General features: G+C 60.4%; 17 protein-coding genes. 3 read left to right on the plus strand and 14 right to left on the minus strand.

The genetic code is table 11. The features are described 5' to 3' along the window. Positions 1-529: 529 nt before the first annotated feature. From IEW09_RS15480 to tmk, 6 genes are all read right to left on the minus strand, one after another. A complete protein-coding gene (locus IEW09_RS15480; protein ID WP_188555076.1) occupies positions 530-1153 on the minus strand; it encodes a TetR/AcrR family transcriptional regulator in 624 nt (207 codons plus the stop codon). A gap of 2 nt (positions 1154-1155) precedes the next feature. Beyond that, complete coding sequence (locus IEW09_RS15485; protein ID WP_188555077.1) at positions 1156-1902, minus strand: ABC transporter permease; 747 nt, start codon at positions 1900-1902, stop codon at positions 1156-1158. After that, positions 1903-2688: an ABC transporter ATP-binding protein gene (locus tag IEW09_RS15490; protein WP_188555078.1), complete on the minus strand. Its 786-nt coding sequence runs from the start codon at positions 2686-2688 to the stop codon at positions 1903-1905. 124 nt (positions 2689-2812) lie between these two features. Continuing rightward, positions 2813-5344 carry a beta-glucosidase gene (locus IEW09_RS15495; RefSeq protein ID WP_188555079.1) on the minus strand — a complete coding sequence of 844 codons (2532 nt, stop codon included), beginning with the start codon at positions 5342-5344 and terminating at the stop codon, positions 2813-2815. A 144-nt stretch (positions 5345-5488) separates the two neighbouring features. After that, a complete protein-coding gene (locus tag IEW09_RS15500; protein ID WP_188555080.1) occupies positions 5489-6877 on the minus strand; it encodes a cytochrome P450 in 1389 nt (462 codons plus the stop codon). Continuing rightward, the gene (tmk, locus tag IEW09_RS15505; protein WP_188555081.1) at positions 6874-7548 is read right to left on the minus strand and encodes a dTMP kinase; all 675 of its coding nucleotides are present in this window, start codon (positions 7546-7548) and stop codon (positions 6874-6876) included. The genes IEW09_RS15500 and tmk overlap by 4 nt, the downstream gene beginning before the upstream one ends. Before the next feature lie 119 nt (positions 7549-7667). Here tmk and IEW09_RS15510 point away from each other — a divergent pair, with 119 nt between their 5' ends. Then, positions 7668-7820 carry a hypothetical protein gene (locus tag IEW09_RS15510; RefSeq protein ID WP_188555082.1) on the plus strand — a complete coding sequence of 51 codons (153 nt, stop codon included), beginning with the start codon at positions 7668-7670 and terminating at the stop codon, positions 7818-7820. A 21-nt stretch (positions 7821-7841) separates the two neighbouring features. Here the strand turns inward: IEW09_RS15510 and IEW09_RS15515 are convergent, their stop codons facing one another. Continuing rightward, complete coding sequence (locus IEW09_RS15515; protein ID WP_188555083.1) at positions 7842-8213, minus strand: hypothetical protein; 372 nt, start codon at positions 8211-8213, stop codon at positions 7842-7844. Between the two features lie 17 nt (positions 8214-8230). On the opposite strand from IEW09_RS15515, the gene IEW09_RS15520 reads away from it, so the two are divergent. Next, complete coding sequence (locus IEW09_RS15520) at positions 8231-9253, plus strand: nucleoside hydrolase (RefSeq protein ID WP_229739357.1); 1023 nt, start codon at positions 8231-8233, stop codon at positions 9251-9253. A gap of 217 nt (positions 9254-9470) precedes the next feature. Here the strand turns inward: IEW09_RS15520 and IEW09_RS15525 are convergent, their stop codons facing one another. The 3 genes from IEW09_RS15525 to IEW09_RS15535 are packed head-to-tail and all read right to left on the minus strand — an operon-like array spanning position 9471 to position 11909. Further along, on the minus strand, positions 9471-10283 hold the full coding sequence (locus IEW09_RS15525) for an ATP-binding response regulator (protein WP_188555084.1): 813 nt from the start codon (positions 10281-10283) through the stop codon (positions 9471-9473). 52 nt (positions 10284-10335) lie between these two features. Then, positions 10336-11340 carry a UDP-3-O-(3-hydroxymyristoyl)glucosamine N-acyltransferase gene (lpxD, locus tag IEW09_RS15530; RefSeq protein WP_188555085.1) on the minus strand — a complete coding sequence of 335 codons (1005 nt, stop codon included), beginning with the start codon at positions 11338-11340 and terminating at the stop codon, positions 10336-10338. A gap of 29 nt (positions 11341-11369) precedes the next feature. Beyond that, positions 11370-11909, minus strand: a complete 540-nt coding sequence (locus IEW09_RS15535) for a DUF6982 domain-containing protein (RefSeq protein WP_188555086.1) — start codon at positions 11907-11909, stop codon at positions 11370-11372. A gap of 194 nt (positions 11910-12103) precedes the next feature. On the opposite strand from IEW09_RS15535, the gene IEW09_RS15540 reads away from it, so the two are divergent. Next, the gene (locus IEW09_RS15540; RefSeq protein WP_188555087.1) at positions 12104-13885 is read left to right on the plus strand and encodes a tRNA nucleotidyltransferase/poly(A) polymerase family protein; all 1782 of its coding nucleotides are present in this window, start codon (positions 12104-12106) and stop codon (positions 13883-13885) included. Positions 13886-14188: 303 nt separating this feature from the next. Here IEW09_RS15540 and IEW09_RS15545 read toward each other — a convergent pair whose 3' ends face one another. From IEW09_RS15545 to IEW09_RS15560, 4 genes are read right to left on the minus strand one after another with little or no spacing between them, the layout of a single operon-like run. Beyond that, positions 14189-14398, minus strand: a complete 210-nt coding sequence (locus IEW09_RS15545; protein ID WP_188555088.1) for a copper resistance protein CopC — start codon at positions 14396-14398, stop codon at positions 14189-14191. Next, complete coding sequence (locus IEW09_RS15550) at positions 14395-15168, minus strand: cytochrome c oxidase subunit 3 (protein WP_188555089.1); 774 nt, start codon at positions 15166-15168, stop codon at positions 14395-14397. Before IEW09_RS15550 ends, IEW09_RS15545 begins: the two co-directional genes overlap by 4 nt. Positions 15169-15200: 32 nt before the next feature. After that, entirely contained in the window at positions 15201-16964 is a 1764-nt protein-coding gene (locus IEW09_RS15555) for a cytochrome c oxidase subunit I (protein WP_229739358.1), read from the minus strand. Beyond that, positions 16928-17686 carry a cupredoxin domain-containing protein gene (locus tag IEW09_RS15560; protein WP_229739359.1) on the minus strand — a complete coding sequence of 253 codons (759 nt, stop codon included), beginning with the start codon at positions 17684-17686 and terminating at the stop codon, positions 16928-16930. The genes IEW09_RS15555 and IEW09_RS15560 overlap by 37 nt, the downstream gene beginning before the upstream one ends. Positions 17687-17726 lie beyond the last annotated feature (40 nt).

Raw genomic sequence — 17726 nt, forward strand, 5'->3', positions numbered from 1 at the left:
TCTCCAAACTTCACGCTGCCAAGCGTTAACGGAAAGGGACATTCTGGAGAGTACTAGCCGGACGTTCAACACACAGTGTGTGATGGAATGGGTCTATGCTAATGAGCATGGGCAGATGGGTTGGGCTTGCAAGCTTGATTTGGGTGATTGTTCTGGCGGTATTTCTAATCGCCCCGCTATTTCCGAAGTTATGGTTTTCAGATGTCTGGCCCACCACGTTATTAGGTCTCGCTATTGCGGATATCGTTGCGATTGGTCTAGCGACAAAGGCTGCTCTTTCAGTGAATCGACTATGGTGGTGGAGTGTCGGTGGCGGAGTTGTTGTATGTATCCTCCTTTTAGGCTCCATTGCAGGTTGAAACACATTGTCGAGTGTCCCACATCTCACTTTCGAGATGTGGTTTACGGTTACGACGCAAAGACCTGTCGGTATGACTTTCCCTATCACTTGTATATTCAGCACCGCACTTAAACCTCGTTATACCGGCAAAGAGCGGGACTCAGAATAGAGCTGCGGCTATTACTGGAGTCAATTCTGTTTTCTGGTGGAGGACTTCTGGTCTTTGCGTGACTGTTTTGCGAAGGCGGCTAGGAAGGCGTCGGCTACGTGGACTTCGAGGTCTTTGGGGGCGTTCTGGCCGAGGCGCTGCGCGAAGATGTGGCGGTACATCATGGGGCCGAGGAGGAGGGCGATGCCTACTTCGGGATCGATGCCGGTTCTCAGCGCGCCTAGCTTTTCGCCGCGCTTGATGGTGGTGGCGAGGCCGATGCGTGCCGGTTCGAGCACCTTGGCTCGCCAGGCTGCGCCGAAGGCCCGGTTGCGTGCGCTGTAGGCCATCAGGTGCGGCCAGATCTTGTCCTTCATTGCTTTGCGGTTAGCTGCGGGCTGGTAGCGTAGCTGGTCGATGAGGTCGGTGCGAAAGTCGCCGGAGTCGAAGATGGGGGGCTTCTCGTCGAGGCCGTGGACGTAGCCGAGGACTTCGAGGCAGAGCGCGTCCTTGTCGGGCCAGTGCTTGTAGATGGTGGCTTTGCTTACGCCGGAGGATTCGGCGATGGCATCCATGCTGGTGGCATCGATGCCATGCTCGGCAAATAATTCAGCGGCTGCTTCCACAACTTTGCGGTGTGCCTGAATGCTTCTGGGTCGTGCCATGTCTATGCTTCGATCTTCGAGAACAGGTAAGCTCCTGTGCCGAGGAAGGCACAGGCGATTGCAGCGAGGACGGTGAGATCGAGCATGGCGCTGAACTGCCATGTGTTGACGAGTGCGCCGCGCAGGCCGTCGACGCCATAGGTGAGCGGGTCGATGCGGACGATGACTGCCATGACTGCGGGCAGGTTGGTGAGAGGGTAGAGCGCTCCTGAAAGAAAGAAGATGGGGAGCACAAGGAAGTTCATGACGAGCTGGAAGCCCTGCATGTCTTGCAGGATGGAGCCGATGCCGGTGCCGAGTGCGGCGAAGACGACGGCGATGAGGATGACGAAGAGGAAAGCGAAGGGAATCGCCGTCCATGACTGGGGACGGAAGCCGGCGATGAGGCAGATGATGAGGATGAGCGTGCCCTGAAGAATGGCGACGGTTGCGCCGCCGAGGGTGCGGCCCACCATGATCTGCAGGCGCGAGACGGGAGCAACGAGTGTTTCTTTCAAGAAGCCGAACTGGCGGTCCCAGAGCATGGCGATGCCGGAGAAGACGGAGCTGAAGAGCACCGTCATGCCGACGACGCCGGGGGCCATGAATTGCAGATAGCTGCCGTGGCCTGCCTGTTTGAAGACCGGGCCGAAGCCGAAGCCGAGCGCCAGCAGGTAGAGGCAGGGCTGGCCTAAGGACACTACGATCTGCACGCGCGAGCGCACGTAACGCTTTAATTCACGCAGCCAGAGAATATATATGGCGCCCATCTATCGCCTCCACATCTTCGCCATCTGGCGCAGGCCATCGGCTGAGTTGGCGCCTTCGTCGCGCAGGGACGAGCCGGTGAGCGCAAGGAAGGCGGCTTCGAGAGAGTCGGTGTTGGTCTGCTGTTTGAGCTCCGTCGAGGTGCCGACGGCGATGATGCTGCCGTGGTCCATGATGGCGATGCGATGAGCGACACGGTCGGCCTCGTCCATGTAGTGCGTGGTGAGGAAGACGGTGGTCTTCTCACTTTCGTTGAGGGCCTTGACGTGCGTCCAGAGCTGGTTGCGGCTCTGCGGGTCGAGGCCGAGCGTGGGCTCGTCGAGGAAGAGAATGGCGGGCGTGTGCAGGAAGCCGCGAGCGATCTCGAGACGGCGCTTCATGCCGCCGGAGAAGGTTTTGACGTAGCTGTCCTTGCGCTCCCACAGCTCGAAGGTTTTGAGGAGACGCTCGATGCGCTCGGCGCGCAGCTTGCGTGGGACGTGGTAGAGCACGCCGTGGAGGTCCATGTTCTCGTAGGCAGTTTGCTCGGCGTCGAGGCTGGGGTCTTGAAAGACGATGCCGAAGCGCTGGCGGGCCTCTTTGGTCTTGACGGTGGGGTCGAGGCCGTCGAGCTCGATGGTGCCGCTGGTGGGACGGAGCAGTGTGGTGAGCATCTTGATGGTGGTGGTCTTGCCTGCGCCGTTGGGGCCGAGGAAGGCGAAGATCTCGCCCTGGCCTACGTCGAAGGAGATGTCTTTGACAGCGGTGAAGTCGCCAAAGGTCTTTACCAGGTTCTGAACGCGAATCATAGATAACCTCGGTCAGGGTACTGAAACAATACTGAACGGTATAGTTCAGTATTGTCAAGGAAGATTTTGATGCTTAAGAAAAATCGCCGCCCTACACGTAGCAAGGCGGCGTTGCGGAGCGGGCTTAGAAGGTGGCGTTGGCGGCGGCCTCCTTCGAGATTTCGACGGAGCCTTTGAGATCGAGCGATTCTGACGAGTCGCCGACGAGGATGCCGAACTTGCCGGGAGCGATGTGCCAGCCCTTTGCCTCGGTGTCGTAGTAGGCGAAGGAACGGCCGTCGAGCGCGATGGTGACGTGCTTCGTTTCGCCGGGTTGCAACGTCACTTTGTCGAAGCCCTTTAGTTCTTTCTCGGGGCGCTCGACTTTGGCGTGGCCGTCGGAGATGTAGAGTTGTGCGACCTCTGCGCCTGCGCGCTCGCCGGTGTTGGTGACGTCAAAGGAGACGGTGACGTTGGGAGAAGACGTTGCGTCTTCAGGCGTGACGGAGAGGTTGGCGAATTTGAAGGTGGTGTAAGAGAGGCCGTATCCGAAGGGGAAGAGCGGCTTGACGTGGTTGTGCTCGTAGCCGCGATAGCCGACGAAGATGCCTTCCTTGTAGTTGATGCGATTGCTATTGGGTTCGGTGTAGTAGTTGTCGAAGGTTGGGTTGTCCTGTGCGCGGCGCTCGAAGGTCGCGGGCAGATGGCCGGAGGGATCGACAGCGCCGAAGAGGACTTCTGCGAGTGCGGTTCCACCATCTTGTCCGGCGTACCAGCTCTCGATGTAGCCGGGGATTTGGTTGACCCAGGCTTCGCTATCGACGTTGCCACCTGAGGTGACATCGACGATGGTCTTCTTGTTGGCGGCTGCCATGGCGCGGATGAGCGCGTCTTGTCCGTAGGGAAGATCGAAGGTGCGATCGCCGCCCTCCGACTCGCTTTCGCCGTCGAAGCCTGCGGCGACGATGACGACATCGGCTTTGGCTGCGAGTTCTTTGGCTTTGGCGTTGACGATGCTGTCTTCGGCAACGATGGCTAATGGAAGTTTGTCGGGCGCGGAACCTCTTGGCCGTTCGCCGAGGATTCTGTTGGGGAAGTTGCCGGATGCTTCGGCGAGGATTTTGTGGGGGCCTGCGGAGAGCTGAAGCGTGAGGTGTGGCTGCATGGCGCGAACGATCTTCCAGTTGTCCATGATGAGCTTGCCGTCGAGATAGACGCGGCTTCTGCCGCCTTCGCCACCAGCTTCCATCGCTATGATGTAGCGGCCGGATTTAGGGGCGATGTAGTAGCCGCTCCAACGCTTGATCGAGCTCTCGTGCGAGTTTGGTTCATCGGTTGCGCTGTTCGGCGCAGTCTCGAACTTGAGACCGGGCGCGCCGTTCTTCGCTTCGGTGACGAAGCTGGTGGAACGAACGAGGTCAGTAAGCTCGGGTACGCCACGGTCGTAGAAGACGGTGACGCCCGAACCGGCGAGTGCGGTGATGCCTTCGAGCGGGCTGACGGTGTGGAAGGGTTTGACGCCCGCGCTACCGCCGCCGACGGGAACGCCGGGGTAGGCATCGGGGCCGACGACGAGGATGGATTTGAGCTGTGATTTATCGAGTGGGAGGAGCTTGCCTTCGTTCTTCAGCAGCACGAGGCCGCCGCGTGCTGCATCGAGTGCGGTCGCATTATTCTTCGTGTCGTAGGCGGAGATGGAGGTGTCGGTCTGTGGACGGTCGAGCCAGCCGAAGCGCTCGGCGGTCATGAGGATGTGACGGACTTTTTCGTCGATGGTGGCTTCAGTCACTTTGCCGCTCTTGACGGCATCGGTGAGGTTTTTGGGGTTCATGAACTTGCCGGTTGGCATCTCGAGATCGAGGCCGCCGTTGGCTGCGCCGACTGCATCGTAGGTCGCGTCCCAGTCGGACATCATGACGCCCTGGAAGCCCCATTCTTTGCGGGCGATCTCGGTGTTGAAGTATCCGTTCTGCGTCATGTGCAGACCGTTGGTGAAGTTGTAGGAGTCCATGATGGCGCCGACGTGCGCTTTTTTGACGGCTGCTTCAAATGTCGGCAGATAGATCTCTCGAATGGCGCGCTCGCCAATGATGGAGTCGGAGTCGTGGCGCAAGTATTCGGAGTTGTTGCCCATGTAGTGCTTGATGGTGGCGCTGACGCCCTGGCTCTGCATGCCGGTGACGTAGCCGACCGCGATGTTGGCGGCGAGGAATGGGTCTTCGCCGAAGTACTCGAAGTTGCGGCCGTTGCGGGGGGAGCGGTAGATATCGACTCCGGGGCCGAGCATGTAGTGGACGCCGCGTGCGCGAGCGTCACGCCCGATGCCTTCGCCGACGCGTGCGGCGAGGTCGCGGTCCCACGAGGCGGCGAGGTTGATGCCTGCGGCGTAGGTGGTGGAAGGGAAGCCAGCGTTGCTGCGAGTGCCGTAGGGGCCGTCGGACATCTCGAAGGCGGGAAGGCCGAGGCTGGGCATGGCGCGAACAGCGAAGCCGGTGCCGCCGATGTATTCGAGCTTCTGCTGGAGGGTCATCTTCGCGATGATGGCGTCGACGCGGCTGCGCATCGCGTCGGTGTCCGGCTGCGGCGCTTGTGCCCAGAGGGAGGCGGTGCATAGCAAGGCGGTGGACAGCAGGGCGGCGGTAATGGACGTTCTTCGCGGACGCAGATTTTGCTGCATGATGAGGTGCTCCTTATCGTTCTTTCGGTGGCGCAGGCAAGTGATTGGTTTAGCGGGTTTGTAAACGGCGATACTTTGTCCGTCTCGCATCATAGCGATTAATCGATTCAGTTGCATAGATTTGTGCGTAATCGAGAGTTGCGGTCAGCGGGGGAGGATCTGCATCCGCAGTGGCCCGTCAGGCCGCAGGGTGATCTTGGCCTGAACTCCGGGAGGAGCGGTGTCCGCATATCTCAAGCGCCAGTGCTGGGCGATGGTGGCGATGGCGAGAACGCCTTCCATCCACGCGAAGCCTTCGCCGATGCACTGTCGTCCGCCGCCGCCGAAGGGAAAGTACGCGAAGCGCGGGCGGTCTGCCTTGTTGGCTGGCGTGTGGCGATCGGGATCGAAACGGAGCGGATCGGGAAAGTACTCGGCGGTGCGGTGCATGATGTATTGACTGAAGAAGAAGTGGGCTCCGGGAGGGATGCGATAGGGGCCGAGCGTGATTGGCTTGGTGGACATTCGGCCCATCGCCCAGGCTGGTGGATAGAGACGCATGGATTCGGCGAAGACCTGCTCGGTGTAGCGGAGGTTGGGATAGTCGGCGAGGGTGGGAAGGCGTGCTTCGGTGCCGGCGCCGAGGACGGTATCGATTTCGGCGTGGAGTTTGGCCTCTACTTCGGGATTCTGGCTGAGGAGATACCACGTCCACGTGAGGGCATTGGCTACGGTCTCGTAACCGGCGAGAAAGATGGTGAGGACTTCGTCGCGGATCTGCTCGTCTGACATGCCTTGCTGAGTCTCCGTCAGAGACGCCTGATCGTCGCGTGAGGCGATGAGCATGGAGAGCAGGTCGCCCTTGTCGATACCTGCGGCGCGGTGTTCGCGGATGAGGCGGTTGACGACGGCGTCGAGGCGGCTGCGCGAGCGACGGAATTTAATGACGCCGGGGATAGGCAGATGCAGAAAAGATTCGAGACGGGGGAAGACGACGAGGAAGTTGTAGAGGTCCATGATGGTGTTGACCTCTTCGTTGATGCGGCGAACGTCGTCGGTGACTTCGGTGTTGAAGAGAGTACGGGCGATGATCTCGAGCGAGAGCGACATCATGGATGCGGAGATGTCGATGGTCTCATTGGGCTGCCAACGGTCGCGATGAGCGGCGGCGCTTGAGACGATCTGGTCGGCGTATGCGGCGATGCGCTGGCGATGAAACGCCGGCGCGACGATACGGCGCTGGCGCAGGTGGATAGGATCGTCGGAGGTGATGAGGCCTTCGCCCAGAAGCACCTTCATGCGGCGCACGGTACGCTCTTTGACGAAGGCGGGAGCCTGATTGATGAGGATCTCGCGAATGTATTCGGGGTCGTTGAGGAAGACGATGGGCGTGCCCATGAAGCGGTAGTGGGCGATGGGGCCGTAGGTGCGGTGAAGATGCTCGAAGAGAAGGATGGGCTCGCCGAGCTTGACCCACGGCTTGTTGGCGTAGAAGGGCAGGGAGTGTTTGAGGCCGGGCGGCAGGTTCCATTTGGAGTTCGCCCGCGGGGTCATGGCGTTGGTGCGCCTAGTCGGGTAGATACGATTTCGAGGATGTGGGTGTGGATCTCTTCGATGGGTGCTTCGTCGCGGATGGGATGGACACGGCGCGGCTCGCGTGCGGCGATCTCTTCGTATTTGTCGTAGATGCGTCGGTAGAACTCGTCGGACTCGCGTTCGAAACGGTTTTCGTCGGTGCCTTGCTGGCGGGTGTGGCGCTGGTTGCGGCGGCGGGCGCGGCGCAGCGAGCCTTCGAGCGAGGGCAGCAGTAGAAGGGTGAGGTCGGGTTGCAGGTTGCCGCAGGCGGCGGCGTGCATGGCGAGGATGCGCTCGCTGCCGAGCTGGCGGCCTCCGCCCTGGTAAGCCTCGGAGGAGTCGGTGTAGCGGTCGCAGAGGACGATGCTGCCGGAGGCGAGCGCGGGCTCGATGATCTCGGCGATGGCCTGGGCGCGGTCGGCGAACATCAGCGCCATCTCGGTGGCAGGGGCGATGGGGCCGAGCGAGGCTTCGGAGCGGGAGTCGAGCAGGATGCCGCGGATGCGGTCGCCGAGTGCGGTGCCGCCGGGTTGGCGCAGGGTGACGACGTTGCGTCCTGCGGCCGTGAGCGACGCTGCGAGCAGACGAAGCTGGGTGGTCTTGCCGGAGCCGTCGAGGCCTTCGAAGGTGATGAAATAACCGCGCGCCATGGAGACAGGTTATCTCAACGCGCGGGATTGGCATCCAAGGAGTGAGAGGCAACGTGCATGGTGCTGCCTGTGACCGCAAGAGTCCCTGTTTGGAGAAGAGGGGGCGGATTGGGGGTTTTATGATTCTTGTCTTCTTGTTTGTGCTGGCGCTGGCGATCGTTCTCTTTACAGTTCTGGGGGGAAGGAACCGGAGACGGAAACATCAGAACCCGGAGTCGGTGGTCAACGTGACCAATACGCCGCACGTTGGACGAGCTCCTGATGACGACTAACGTCTAGCGCTTGGTTGACTGCTATGAGCCGGGAGGTGCCTGCATGGTGGTCTTGGGGCTGGTCTGCCAGTGGACGCCGTCGGGAGCTATCGTGATTTGAACCGGACCGTCGGCCTTTTCGTTGAGATAGGGGCCTTCGGCCTTGTGGTCGTGGTGGGAGGAGTCGGTGTAGGTGATGTGGAGATTGCCTGTGCCAAGAACTTTGAAACGGTAGTGGAAATCCGCGCCGGGAGCGAGCATCTGAGTACCGAAGCTGGCACTGGGATAATCCACTTCGAGCAGCAGGAGAGGCTGGCTGGTGTGGTTGCTGACGGTCGCCTGTACGTGGGCGGAGTGGCAGCCAGTGATGGCGAGCAGGCAGGCGAAGAAAGCAGGGATGCGGAACGGACGCATGGCTTAAGGGTAACAGCATGGAGAACTCCTCATTGGACTCGGTGCCGTTGCAGGCTTGTGCGCTGGTAGGATTCCTTCAGAACTTTGAGGGCCTTTGGATGCATGTCAGGCACATTCTCTTGTCAGCCACGCTGGGCTTGCTGCTGGCTGGCGGTCATATCGCAGTTGCACAACATCCGGTTGCGAAGCAGAAGGTTATTATCGACACCGATATCGGCGATGACATCGACGATGCGTTTGCAGTAGCGCTGGCGTTTCGTAGTCCTGAGCTTCAGGTGCTTCAGATCGATGCGGGATACGGCGATACGCATCTGCGTGCGAAGCTGCTGGAGCATTTTCTGCGCGATGCCGGATTGCCGCAGGTGCCGGTGGCTCAGGGGGTGACGACGCATACGACCAATGTCTTTACACAGCGAGCTTATGCGGAGGAGCAGGCTGAGCCTTCGCATCCGTACCCCGATGCGATTGCTACGTCGCTGGACCTGATCCGCAAATCTCCCGGCGAGATTACTTTGATTGCGATTGCACCGCTGAGCAACATTGGAGCGATGATCGACCGCGATCCAGCGACCTTTCGCAAGCTGAAGCGCGTTGTGTTGATGGGCGGCTCGGTCCGTGTCGGCTACGATGGCAAATCGGCGCCGGAGCCGGAGTGGAACATCAAGATGGACATCGACGCGGCGCAGAAGTTATTTGCATCGGGTGTGCCTATTTTTGTGATGCCGCTGGATGCGACGATCCTGAAGCTGGATGCGGCGAAGCGTCAACAGGTCTTCTCGCATGGGTCACGGCTGACGGATCAGCTTGCGATCTTGTACAAGCAGTGGGGAAGTGAGACGCCCACGCTCTTCGATGCGATGGCGGTTGCTTATGCGATTGATCCTGCGTTATGTCCTACGACTCCCATGCGTATTCGCGTCGATGATCGCGGCATGACTATACCCGGAGAAGGTACGCCGAATGCCAATGTTTGTCTGCGGTCAAGCTCGGAGGGGTTCTTTCGGTTTTATTTGCCTCGGGTATTGCGGGCGAGGAAGTGATTAGAGCGGTTCTCCTCCGGATGTCGTTTTGGTGATTCGAGCAAAACGCAGATTCCCTTCGGGAATGACAAAGAAAAGAAAGCTACACCTCAGAGGAAATAGCTATAGAGCGTCCTTGAAGTCTTGAGCAAGCACCAGCAACAGCGAAATACAGGGGTCTCTCCACTGCGCTTCGCTTCGGTCGAGATGACGTGGCTAAGAGGTTGTACCTGAAAAATCAGGCGAAGGCTGCGGGGGAGCGGTCGAGGATGCGGGCGGTTAGGACGACTCCGCTGCGGTCGTCGTGCAGGGTGATGGGGAAGGCTAGGACGCTCCAGGTAATGTTCTGCTCGTCGGGTTTGGGGATGTTGAGCAGGCCGCGGTGGGTGCGGTCGATGTAGGTCTCGCGGGTGTGGGAGACGGTCTGGATGATCTCGTTCCAGTCGCGCATCAGGGTGGGCATCTCGATGGAGGGATTGCGGCCGGGGAACCAGTCGCGGGGCTGACCGAGGTACTCGGCGGCGGAGTCGTTGCAGTAGAGCCAGGTGCTGCGGCTGTCGAAGATCTGGACGAGTACATCGGAGCCGATGGCCATTGCGATGCGCGAGTAGAAGAAGTCGCGCGCGTCGACGACGACGGGGGAGCCGCGGCGCTTGGCTTCGAGCGAGCTGAGGGCGGAGAGGATGTCCTCGATGGAGCTGTGGCCTTTGAGTAGATGCATGTCCTCGGCTCCTCCGAAGAAGTGCTCGAGCGTGGCCGAGAGGATGATGATGGGCACATGCGGACGGGTACGGCGCAGCATGTGTGCAGCTTCGGTGCCGAACTGTCCGGCTCCGAGATGGTAGTCGAGCACAGCGATGTCGATATTGTTGAAGAGTTCGACTGCCTCTTCGATGGTGGAGGCGGGGATGCATTCGTAGCCGTGCTGGCGAAGGATGGTGGCGCGGAGAAACAGATTATCGGGCTCGTCGTCGAGCAGAAGGACGCGAACATGGGGAGGACTTAACGACATTGGGTTATCGTCGTTGCGGGTCTCAGGTGGATTGACCATCAGCTAACTATTTTGATGCGCTTCGATCGTCGGAGGTAATCCTGTCCGGCGGTTATTTTAGAGACTTGAGGCTGCGTAGAAGCTCGGGCAGCCGGTTGATAAGCGCGACCGAACGGAGCCACTGGCGGTTGTCGATAGCAGGGTAACCGCTAACGACTTTGCCGGGAGCGACGTCGCCGGGGATTCCGGATTGCGCGGTGGCGATGGCTCCGTCACCTACGGTGCAGTGTCCGGCGACGCCGACCTGACCGGCGAGGATGACGCCGCGGCCGATGGTGGTCGATCCGGCGAGGCCGACCTGGGCACAGAGCAACGTGTCATTGCCAACGGTAGAGCCGTGGCCTACCTGCACCAGATTGTCGATCTTGGCTCCGGCATGGATGCGGGTCTCGCCGATGCTGGCGCGGTCGATGCAGGCGTTGGCCTGGACTTCCACGTCATCTTCAAGGACGGCCGGGCCGGACTGCTGGATCTTGTGCCAGCTTTTGCCGGGGAGGACGCCCGCCTGCTTGGCGAAGCCGAAGCCGTCGGCTCCGATGATAGCTCCGTTTTGCAAGATGACGTGGTCGCCTAGCTGGCAGTGTTCGCGGACGACGGCGTGGGCGTGGGCGAAGAGGTGATTGCCGGCGCGGACGTGGGGGTAGAGGACGACGTGGGGCAGAAGGGTGGCGTTATCGCCGAGGACGACGTGGTCTCCGACGACGACGTACGCGCCGATGTGCGCGTTGGCTCCGATCTTGGCCGTGTTCGCGATGACGGCGGTGGGATGGATGCCGGGAGCGTAGACGGGAGGCTGATAGAAGAGCTCGATGGCGTGGGCAAAGGCGAGATAGGGGTTGTCGATGCGGAGGGTGGCGGTGGTGATCTCGGAGAAAGACGGCTCGACAAGGACGGCGGTGGCCTGGGTGGTGCGTGCCAGCGAGGCGTACTTGGGGTTGGCGATGAAGGAGAGGTCGCCCAGAGCGGCGGTATCGATGGCGGCAACTCCGGTGATCTCCGCAGTGGGGTCGCCGTGCAGGGTGGCTCCGAGACGTTGGGCTAGGTCGGCGAGCTTCATGGTTGGGATTGTAGCGCGGGGAGAGATTTCTAGTTAGTCCGGGTGTTGGGTGGAAGGGGTGTGTTGAAGAGCTCGCTCTGCAAGCTGGTGGCGGCCGACTTCGGCAGCGGCTTCTTGCGCGAGGGGGTGGTGATGACGGCGAGAAGCTGGAGATCGGTGATGGCGGTTCGCGGGACGTAGACGCGCTGGGTGTTGGAACGGATGTCCGGCGGGATGAGCTGAAGTCCGGCATCGCCGATGAGGTCGTCGAGCAAGGAGGCGTCAATGGGGGCGAGGCCCTCAAGCTGGTCCTCGGTACGGAAGGTGAGGCGCAGCCAGAGGCCTTCGGTGCGGGGACGGGCGAGGAAGGTGCGGCGAGTGAGCCGCTCAGGGTTCGCGGTGTCGTTCAGGTTGAAGTCGCGGACGTAGCAGATGTATTTGATGTCGGTGAGGCCGATGGAGATGACATGGCCGCTGAGGTCGAGCAGGTCGACCGTTCCATTGCGCACAAAGGCGGCCAAGGGCAGGTAGCCGGGGACGGTTTCTCCGGTGATGCGGCGCACAATGACCTTTTTGCGAGACGAAGACATGGTCTGGCGGATTGTCGCATGAATGGAAACACCGCAACGAAAAAGGTGCAGAAAGGGTAGCCAATCTGTCATCGTTGTGGTAAAGTGACGTTTTGTGCTTAGCTGCACAGATCTTTCTAAGCGATTGATTCGTCGCACTTTAGGGCGAGCGCCGCGTACCGGTTAAGACCCGGCATGGAGTGTACGCAGCAGATATGGCCGACTACATCTACCTGCTCGAAAACCGCCTCTCGCAAGCCCAGCAGGCGTCGCTACGGACGGTGCGCGAAGCTGCGCGTAACAAAGGGCTTACTGTATTTCTGGTAGGCGGAGCGGTACGTGACCTGACCAGTGGATCGCCGGTGCGCGATCTGGATGTAGCGGTTCAGGGAAATGCGCTCAAACTGAAGAAAGATATAGAGAAAGCTGGAGGCAAGATCTCCGGCGAGCATGAAGAAGGGCACACCTTCTATGCAAGATTTCCTGACGGCGTAAGGATGGAGATCGGCAGCACGCTGTCGGTGACCTATCCCAAGCCGGGCAAGCCGGTGTTCAAATCGGCGACGATTCTCGAAGATTTGCGGAGGCGTGACTTCACCGCCAACGCGATGGCGATCTCCCTGAATGATGGTTCATATGGTTTGCTGATGGATCCGCTGAACGGAGTGGCTGACATCGAAAACCGTGAACTGCGATTGGTGAGCAACTACGGCTTTATTGAAGAACCGGTGCGGATGATTCGTGCGGTTCGGCTGGCGGCACGTCTGGGTTGGCACATGGACGAGAAGACCCAGGAGCGCTACGAGACTGGCAAGAAGGAAGGCTATATCTCGGCGCTCGATACCTTTCATCGCGGCTATGAGACGGAAGAGATCTTCCATGAGGAAGATCCGCTGCGCGTGCTGAAACGGTTGGAGGCCGAGGGATGGATGAAGCATCTCGCCCCGACGTTGAGCGCTGCAAAGGCAAATGTACCGGAGCTGGAAAAGCTGCGGGCGAGCCACACGCAGTTGCAGCTGCAGGGCATTCATCCTGAGGGTTCGGTGGCTAACTTCTCGTTGTTGACAGCGAAGATGGCCCCCAAGGAAGTTTCTGCGCTGAAGAAGAGCTTCCCTCGGCAGGGTTTTGTGGGTGAGATCGAGGCGCTGGAGGGCGAGGCCAAGGAGTTTATCGCGCAGTTTTCAGGCAAGGGAGCGGCGCTGCCTTCGCAGGCATGGAAGCTGCTTTACTCGTCCAAGCCAGAGGCGATCCTGTGGGCGGCCCATACTGCCAAGGCCCCAGCGGTGAAGGCGAAGTTCGAGAGCTTCTATAAAGAGTGGCCGCAGGCGAAGCAGAAGCTGCCCCACACGTTGATGCAGGAGATGAGGATCGTTCCGGGCGTTCCTCGATACGAGGAGCTGCTGGACAAACTGTTCTTCGAGCTGATGGATGAGAAGCTGGGGACGGTGGAAGAGATGAAGGCTTACCTCGAGCCTTACTCGCCTCCTGCGCCTCCGCCGCCGGTGCACCTGCGCCGGGCGCGCGTGGCGAAGAAAGAAGCCAAGCCCGCGAAGAGCCGCAAGAAGGCTGTGGCGGCTGAGGGCGCTGAGGGAGTTGCAGAGTTGGAGGCTTCGGCGGAGACTCCGGTAGTGGCTGCGGCCAAGCCGGTAAAGGTCGCTGCTGCAAAGGCAGCTGCCCCGGCGAAGAAGGCTGCTCCGGTGAAAGTAGTGGCGAAGAAAGCTGCTGCACCAGCGAAGAAGACTGCGGCTCCGGTGAAGAAGGCTGCTCCGGTAAAGAAGGTGGTGGTCAAGGCTCCTGCCAAAAAGTCTGTCGCGAAAAAGCCTGCTGCTCCGGTGAAGAAGGTGGCAGCCAAGAAGCCAGCGGCAAAAAAGGCTGCCCCTAAAAAGGCTCCTGCTAAGGCTGTAGCGAAGAAGGCTCCAGTAAAGGTCGTTGCAAAGGCAGCGGCGAAGAAAACTGTGCCGGTAAAGAAGGCTCCTCCAGCGAAGAAGAAACGGTAGGTTTCCTTTCGATGGGAAAGATGGGCGACACCGGCGAGGCTGGTGTCGCCCTTTTTCTACGCCTGAATTTGGTTCGGGATCTGCCTCAAGATTGCACCTGCTTGTGTCGGTTTTGATAGATGGAACCAACGATGGCAGAAGCAAAGGCAAATACAGGAGGCTTTCCACTGCCCGATTCGACTACGCTCAGGGTTCGGTCGAGATGGCGTGAATTTAGAGGTGATCTGCACGGCAGATTCCTCCGCTTCGCTGCGGAATGACAGACAAATTTTATCTGCGTTTATCCGTGCGATCCGTAGTCGATTAGTTTTGCCGTTTGAGTAGAACGAGCGTGGCGATGAAGAGGCCGCAGCCTGCGCCTGCCATGAGGATGATGGCGTGGCGATAGGCTCGCTGGGTGGCTGGCGGCGTGGTGGCGGTGTTGTCGCGGCATTGGGTGCAGCCCTGCGCGAAAGCAGGAGCGGCGCTTAGAAGCGCGCAGGTGAGAATCGCACCGAATACTGTGCGCTTCATTGGAAGAAGACCAGCAGAGTGAAGAGGAAGAGCCAGAAGAGCCCCATGGAGTGCCAGTACCACGAGGCGCAGTCGACCATGATCTGCCGGGTTTCGAGCGAGTGCGAGGCGTAGAGGCCGATCAGTGCGGCGACGAGGCCGAAGATGCCGAGGATGAGGTGGATTCCGTGGACCCCGGTGATCAGGTAAAAGAAGTGGCTGCTGGGGTTGGAGAGGAAGAAGACGTGTTGCACGGCGAGCTGCGTCCAGGCGATCCACTGGCCGATGAGAAAGACGATGCCCAGAACGACGGTCGCTGCGACCCAGGGGATTGCGGCGCGGGTGATCGGCTTGCCCAGGCCGAGCCACTCGTCCATGACGTCGACTTCGTGGAACATGCGGCGGCGTGCGGTCTCCATGGTGATGGAGCTGAGGATGAGGACGACGGTGTTGAGCCAGAGGATGGGCGGAATAAGGGTCGGAGACCACTCGTTGACGTAGTTGTTGTAGGCGTCGAAGTGCCCGGTGTTTTGGCTGACGAAAAAGGTACTGACGATGGCGACGAAGAACATCAGGTCGCTGGCGAGGGCGAAGAAGATGCCCATGCGGTAGCGGACGAGGCGCTCGCGCGGGCCGCGACGACCGTTGGGACGGTCATTCCAGTTATCGTTATCGCCTCCGCCGCCGGTGCGCTTGTCGGTTGGCGGTCTGCGGCCTGAACCGTGGTCGTGGTCTTCGAGGTGGCGCCTCGGCTTCGGTTCGGTACTGGTCGGCGTGATGGTTGTTGGCATGACGGCCTTTCATCGCACGCTATGGAAACAGCTTACTCCGGTTTGATGTTCGGGATGCCATCACTTCTCCATTGCGGAAGAATTAATTCTTCGCCAGCCGTAGCCAGGTACTCGCAGGGTTGGCGATAGACGACGATCCGTCCATCAGACGTTTCAAAGGGGGCGTTGGGATGCAGGGCGGGGTGCCATTCGAGGGTGGTGGCCTGCCAGGGATTTGGCGGGGCTATTTTGCCGCGGTAGAGACTGTGAATGAGGTTGGCGAAGAAGAGGAGCTGGGCCGTGGCCAGGAAGATCGCCGACCAGGTGATGAAGCGATTGAGGGGCAGCGTTCCGGCGAGCAGGTGTCCAGCAGCGTTGGGAACGCCGATGAGTTGGGCGTAGTGGCGGGGCTCGCCCATCAGCCCGGTGAGGTGCATGGGCAGGAAGGTGGCGTAGGCTCCGACGATGGTTGTCCAGAAGTGGAGGCGGCCGAGGCGTTCGGACATGAAGCGGCCGGACATTAAGGGGAACCAGTAGTAGGTCGCGGCGAAGAGGCCAAAGATTCCTGCCATGGCCATGATGAGGTGGAAGTGAGCGACGACGAAGAAGGTGTTGTGCAGGTACTCGTCGAGGATGGGCTGGGCGAGTACGGGGCCGGTAAGGCCTCCGGTGATGAAGAGCGAGACGAAGCCCAGCGAGAAGAGCATCGCCGTGGTGTAGCGCGGGCGGCTGCGCCAGACGGTTACCAGCCAGCTTAGAACTTTGGCCGAGGCGGGAATCGCGATGGCCATGGTGGAGACGGCGAAGGCCGAGGCAGCGTAGGGATTCAGTCCGGCGACGAACATGTGGTGTCCCCAGAGCAGTATGCCGAGAAAGCCGATGAGCAGCGTGGTGAAGATCATCATGCGGTAGGCAAAGACGCGGCGGCGGCTGAAGTTTGCCAGCAGCATCGACGTCAGACCCATGCCGGGGAGGATGGCGATGTAGACCTCGGGGTGTCCGAAGAACCAGAAGAGATGAAGCCACAGCAGCGGCGAGCCGTTGCCGGGATGTCCGGCGGCGTGGATCACTCCGTTGACGAGATCGCCTGTGGGTACGAAGAAGCTGGTTCCGGCGTGGCGATCGCAGAACAGGAGCAGCAGCGCGGCCAGCAATACCGAGAAAGCAATGACGCTAAGCAGGGCGGCGGTGAACCATCCCCAGACGGTCAGCGGGATGCGGTCCCACGTCATGCCTTCGCAGCGTAGCTTGATGATGGTGACGAGAGTGTTGATGGCGCCGATGGTCCCGGCGATGGCAAAGACGGCGATGCTGGCCAGCCACATGTCCATGCCGAAGCCTTGCCCGGGCCCCGCGCTGGCTATGGCGCTGAAGGGCGGATAGGCTGTCCAGCCGGAGATGGCGCTGCCGCCGGGAACGAAGGTGGAGCTGAGCAGGATGAGGAGGGCGGTGGCGGTGAGCCAGAAGCTTATGGCGTTGGCGACCGGAAACGCCATGCGGCGAGCGCCGATCTGTGATGGAAGGATGAGATTGCCAAAGCCCGACTGCGGCGCAGTCGTGAGCACGAAGAAGAGCATGATGGTGCCGTGAATCGTGACCAGCGCGAGATAGTCTTCGGGCAGGATGGGGCCGTGAAAGGGAACGATGTAATCGGGCCAGACGAGATGGATGCGCATCAACAATGAGAGCAGCGTGCCGATGGTGACGGAGACCAGTGCGAGTACAAGATATTGAACGCCGATGACGCGATGGTTGGTGCTGAAGAGGTAGCGACGAAAGCTCACCGTTGCACCGCCTTTTGTTTTGCGGTGAGCCACGCGGCGAACTTCTCAGCGGGCAGCACGCGCAGGTTGGCGTTCATGCGGTAGTGTCCCATGCCGCAGACCTGAGTGCAGAGGATGGCGTAAGTTCCCGGTACCTTGGGCGTGAAGTGGATGTGGATGGTCATGCCGGGGACGGCGTTTTGCTTGAGCCGCATCTCGGGAACGGAGAAGCCGTGGATGACGTCGAGCGAGTTGATGCGGAGATCGACCTCGCGGTTTGCAGGCAGTACAAGCTCGGAGGTGACGATATCATCTGCGCCGTGATTGTCGGCTGGGTCGATGCCTAATGGATTGCCTGCGCCTGCGTCGACGAGCTGCGGTTTGGTGACTCCGAAGGTGTAGTCCGTGCCAGGGTAGCGGAAGTACCACGCGAACTGTTCGCCGACTACCTGTACCTGCAGCGCAGAGAGGTCTGCGCCGGTATATCGCGCGGCGGCCCAGAGGCGTTCGGCGCGGATGGTGAGGAAGGCGAAGAGAATGGCCAGTGCAGCGAGAGGAAGATATTCGACGTGCCAGCTTGTGGCCTCGGCGCGGCGGCGGGCGATGAGGCCGACGAGGAGGATGAGGTGTGCGAGTGCTGCCAGGCCGAGGATGATCCAGAGATTGAGCAGCAGATGGCGATCGACAGCCGGGCCATGGGTGCTGGCGTCGAAGGGAAGTCCCCATGTTGCCAGCGAGAGCGCGAACGTGCCGAGCTGGATCGAGAAGGGGATCACTCTTGCAGGATATCGCGTTCGCCTTCGTCTGCATCTGCAT

It is taken from the genome of Edaphobacter dinghuensis, from assembly GCF_014640335.1.
GTDB lineage: Bacteria > Acidobacteriota > Terriglobia > Terriglobales > Acidobacteriaceae > Edaphobacter > Edaphobacter dinghuensis.

What these genes read in the sequence shown, in the direction of transcription:
- IEW09_RS15480 (WP_188555076.1), bottom strand. Translation starts at nt 1,153, where the DNA reads ATGGCACGACCCAGAAGCATTCAGGCACACCGCAAAGTTGTGGAAGCA.
- IEW09_RS15485 (WP_188555077.1), bottom strand. Translation starts at nt 1,902, where the DNA reads ATGGGCGCCATATATATTCTCTGGCTGCGTGAATTAAAGCGTTACGTG.
- IEW09_RS15490 (WP_188555078.1), bottom strand. Translation starts at nt 2,688, where the DNA reads ATGATTCGCGTTCAGAACCTGGTAAAGACCTTTGGCGACTTCACCGCT.
- IEW09_RS15495 (WP_188555079.1), bottom strand. Translation starts at nt 5,344, where the DNA reads ATGCAGCAAAATCTGCGTCCGCGAAGAACGTCCATTACCGCCGCCCTG.
- IEW09_RS15500 (WP_188555080.1), bottom strand. Translation starts at nt 6,877, where the DNA reads ATGACCCCGCGGGCGAACTCCAAATGGAACCTGCCGCCCGGCCTCAAA.
- tmk (WP_188555081.1), bottom strand. Translation starts at nt 7,548, where the DNA reads ATGGCGCGCGGTTATTTCATCACCTTCGAAGGCCTCGACGGCTCCGGC.
- IEW09_RS15510 (WP_188555082.1), top strand. Translation starts at nt 7,668, where the DNA reads ATGATTCTTGTCTTCTTGTTTGTGCTGGCGCTGGCGATCGTTCTCTTT.
- IEW09_RS15515 (WP_188555083.1), bottom strand. Translation starts at nt 8,213, where the DNA reads ATGCGTCCGTTCCGCATCCCTGCTTTCTTCGCCTGCCTGCTCGCCATC.
- IEW09_RS15520 (WP_229739357.1), top strand. Translation starts at nt 8,231, where the DNA reads ATGGAGAACTCCTCATTGGACTCGGTGCCGTTGCAGGCTTGTGCGCTG.
- IEW09_RS15525 (WP_188555084.1), bottom strand. Translation starts at nt 10,283, where the DNA reads ATGGTCAATCCACCTGAGACCCGCAACGACGATAACCCAATGTCGTTA.
- lpxD (WP_188555085.1), bottom strand. Translation starts at nt 11,340, where the DNA reads ATGAAGCTCGCCGACCTAGCCCAACGTCTCGGAGCCACCCTGCACGGC.
- IEW09_RS15535 (WP_188555086.1), bottom strand. Translation starts at nt 11,909, where the DNA reads ATGTCTTCGTCTCGCAAAAAGGTCATTGTGCGCCGCATCACCGGAGAA.
- IEW09_RS15540 (WP_188555087.1), top strand. Translation starts at nt 12,104, where the DNA reads ATGGCCGACTACATCTACCTGCTCGAAAACCGCCTCTCGCAAGCCCAG.
- IEW09_RS15545 (WP_188555088.1), bottom strand. Translation starts at nt 14,398, where the DNA reads ATGAAGCGCACAGTATTCGGTGCGATTCTCACCTGCGCGCTTCTAAGC.
- IEW09_RS15550 (WP_188555089.1), bottom strand. Translation starts at nt 15,168, where the DNA reads ATGCCAACAACCATCACGCCGACCAGTACCGAACCGAAGCCGAGGCGC.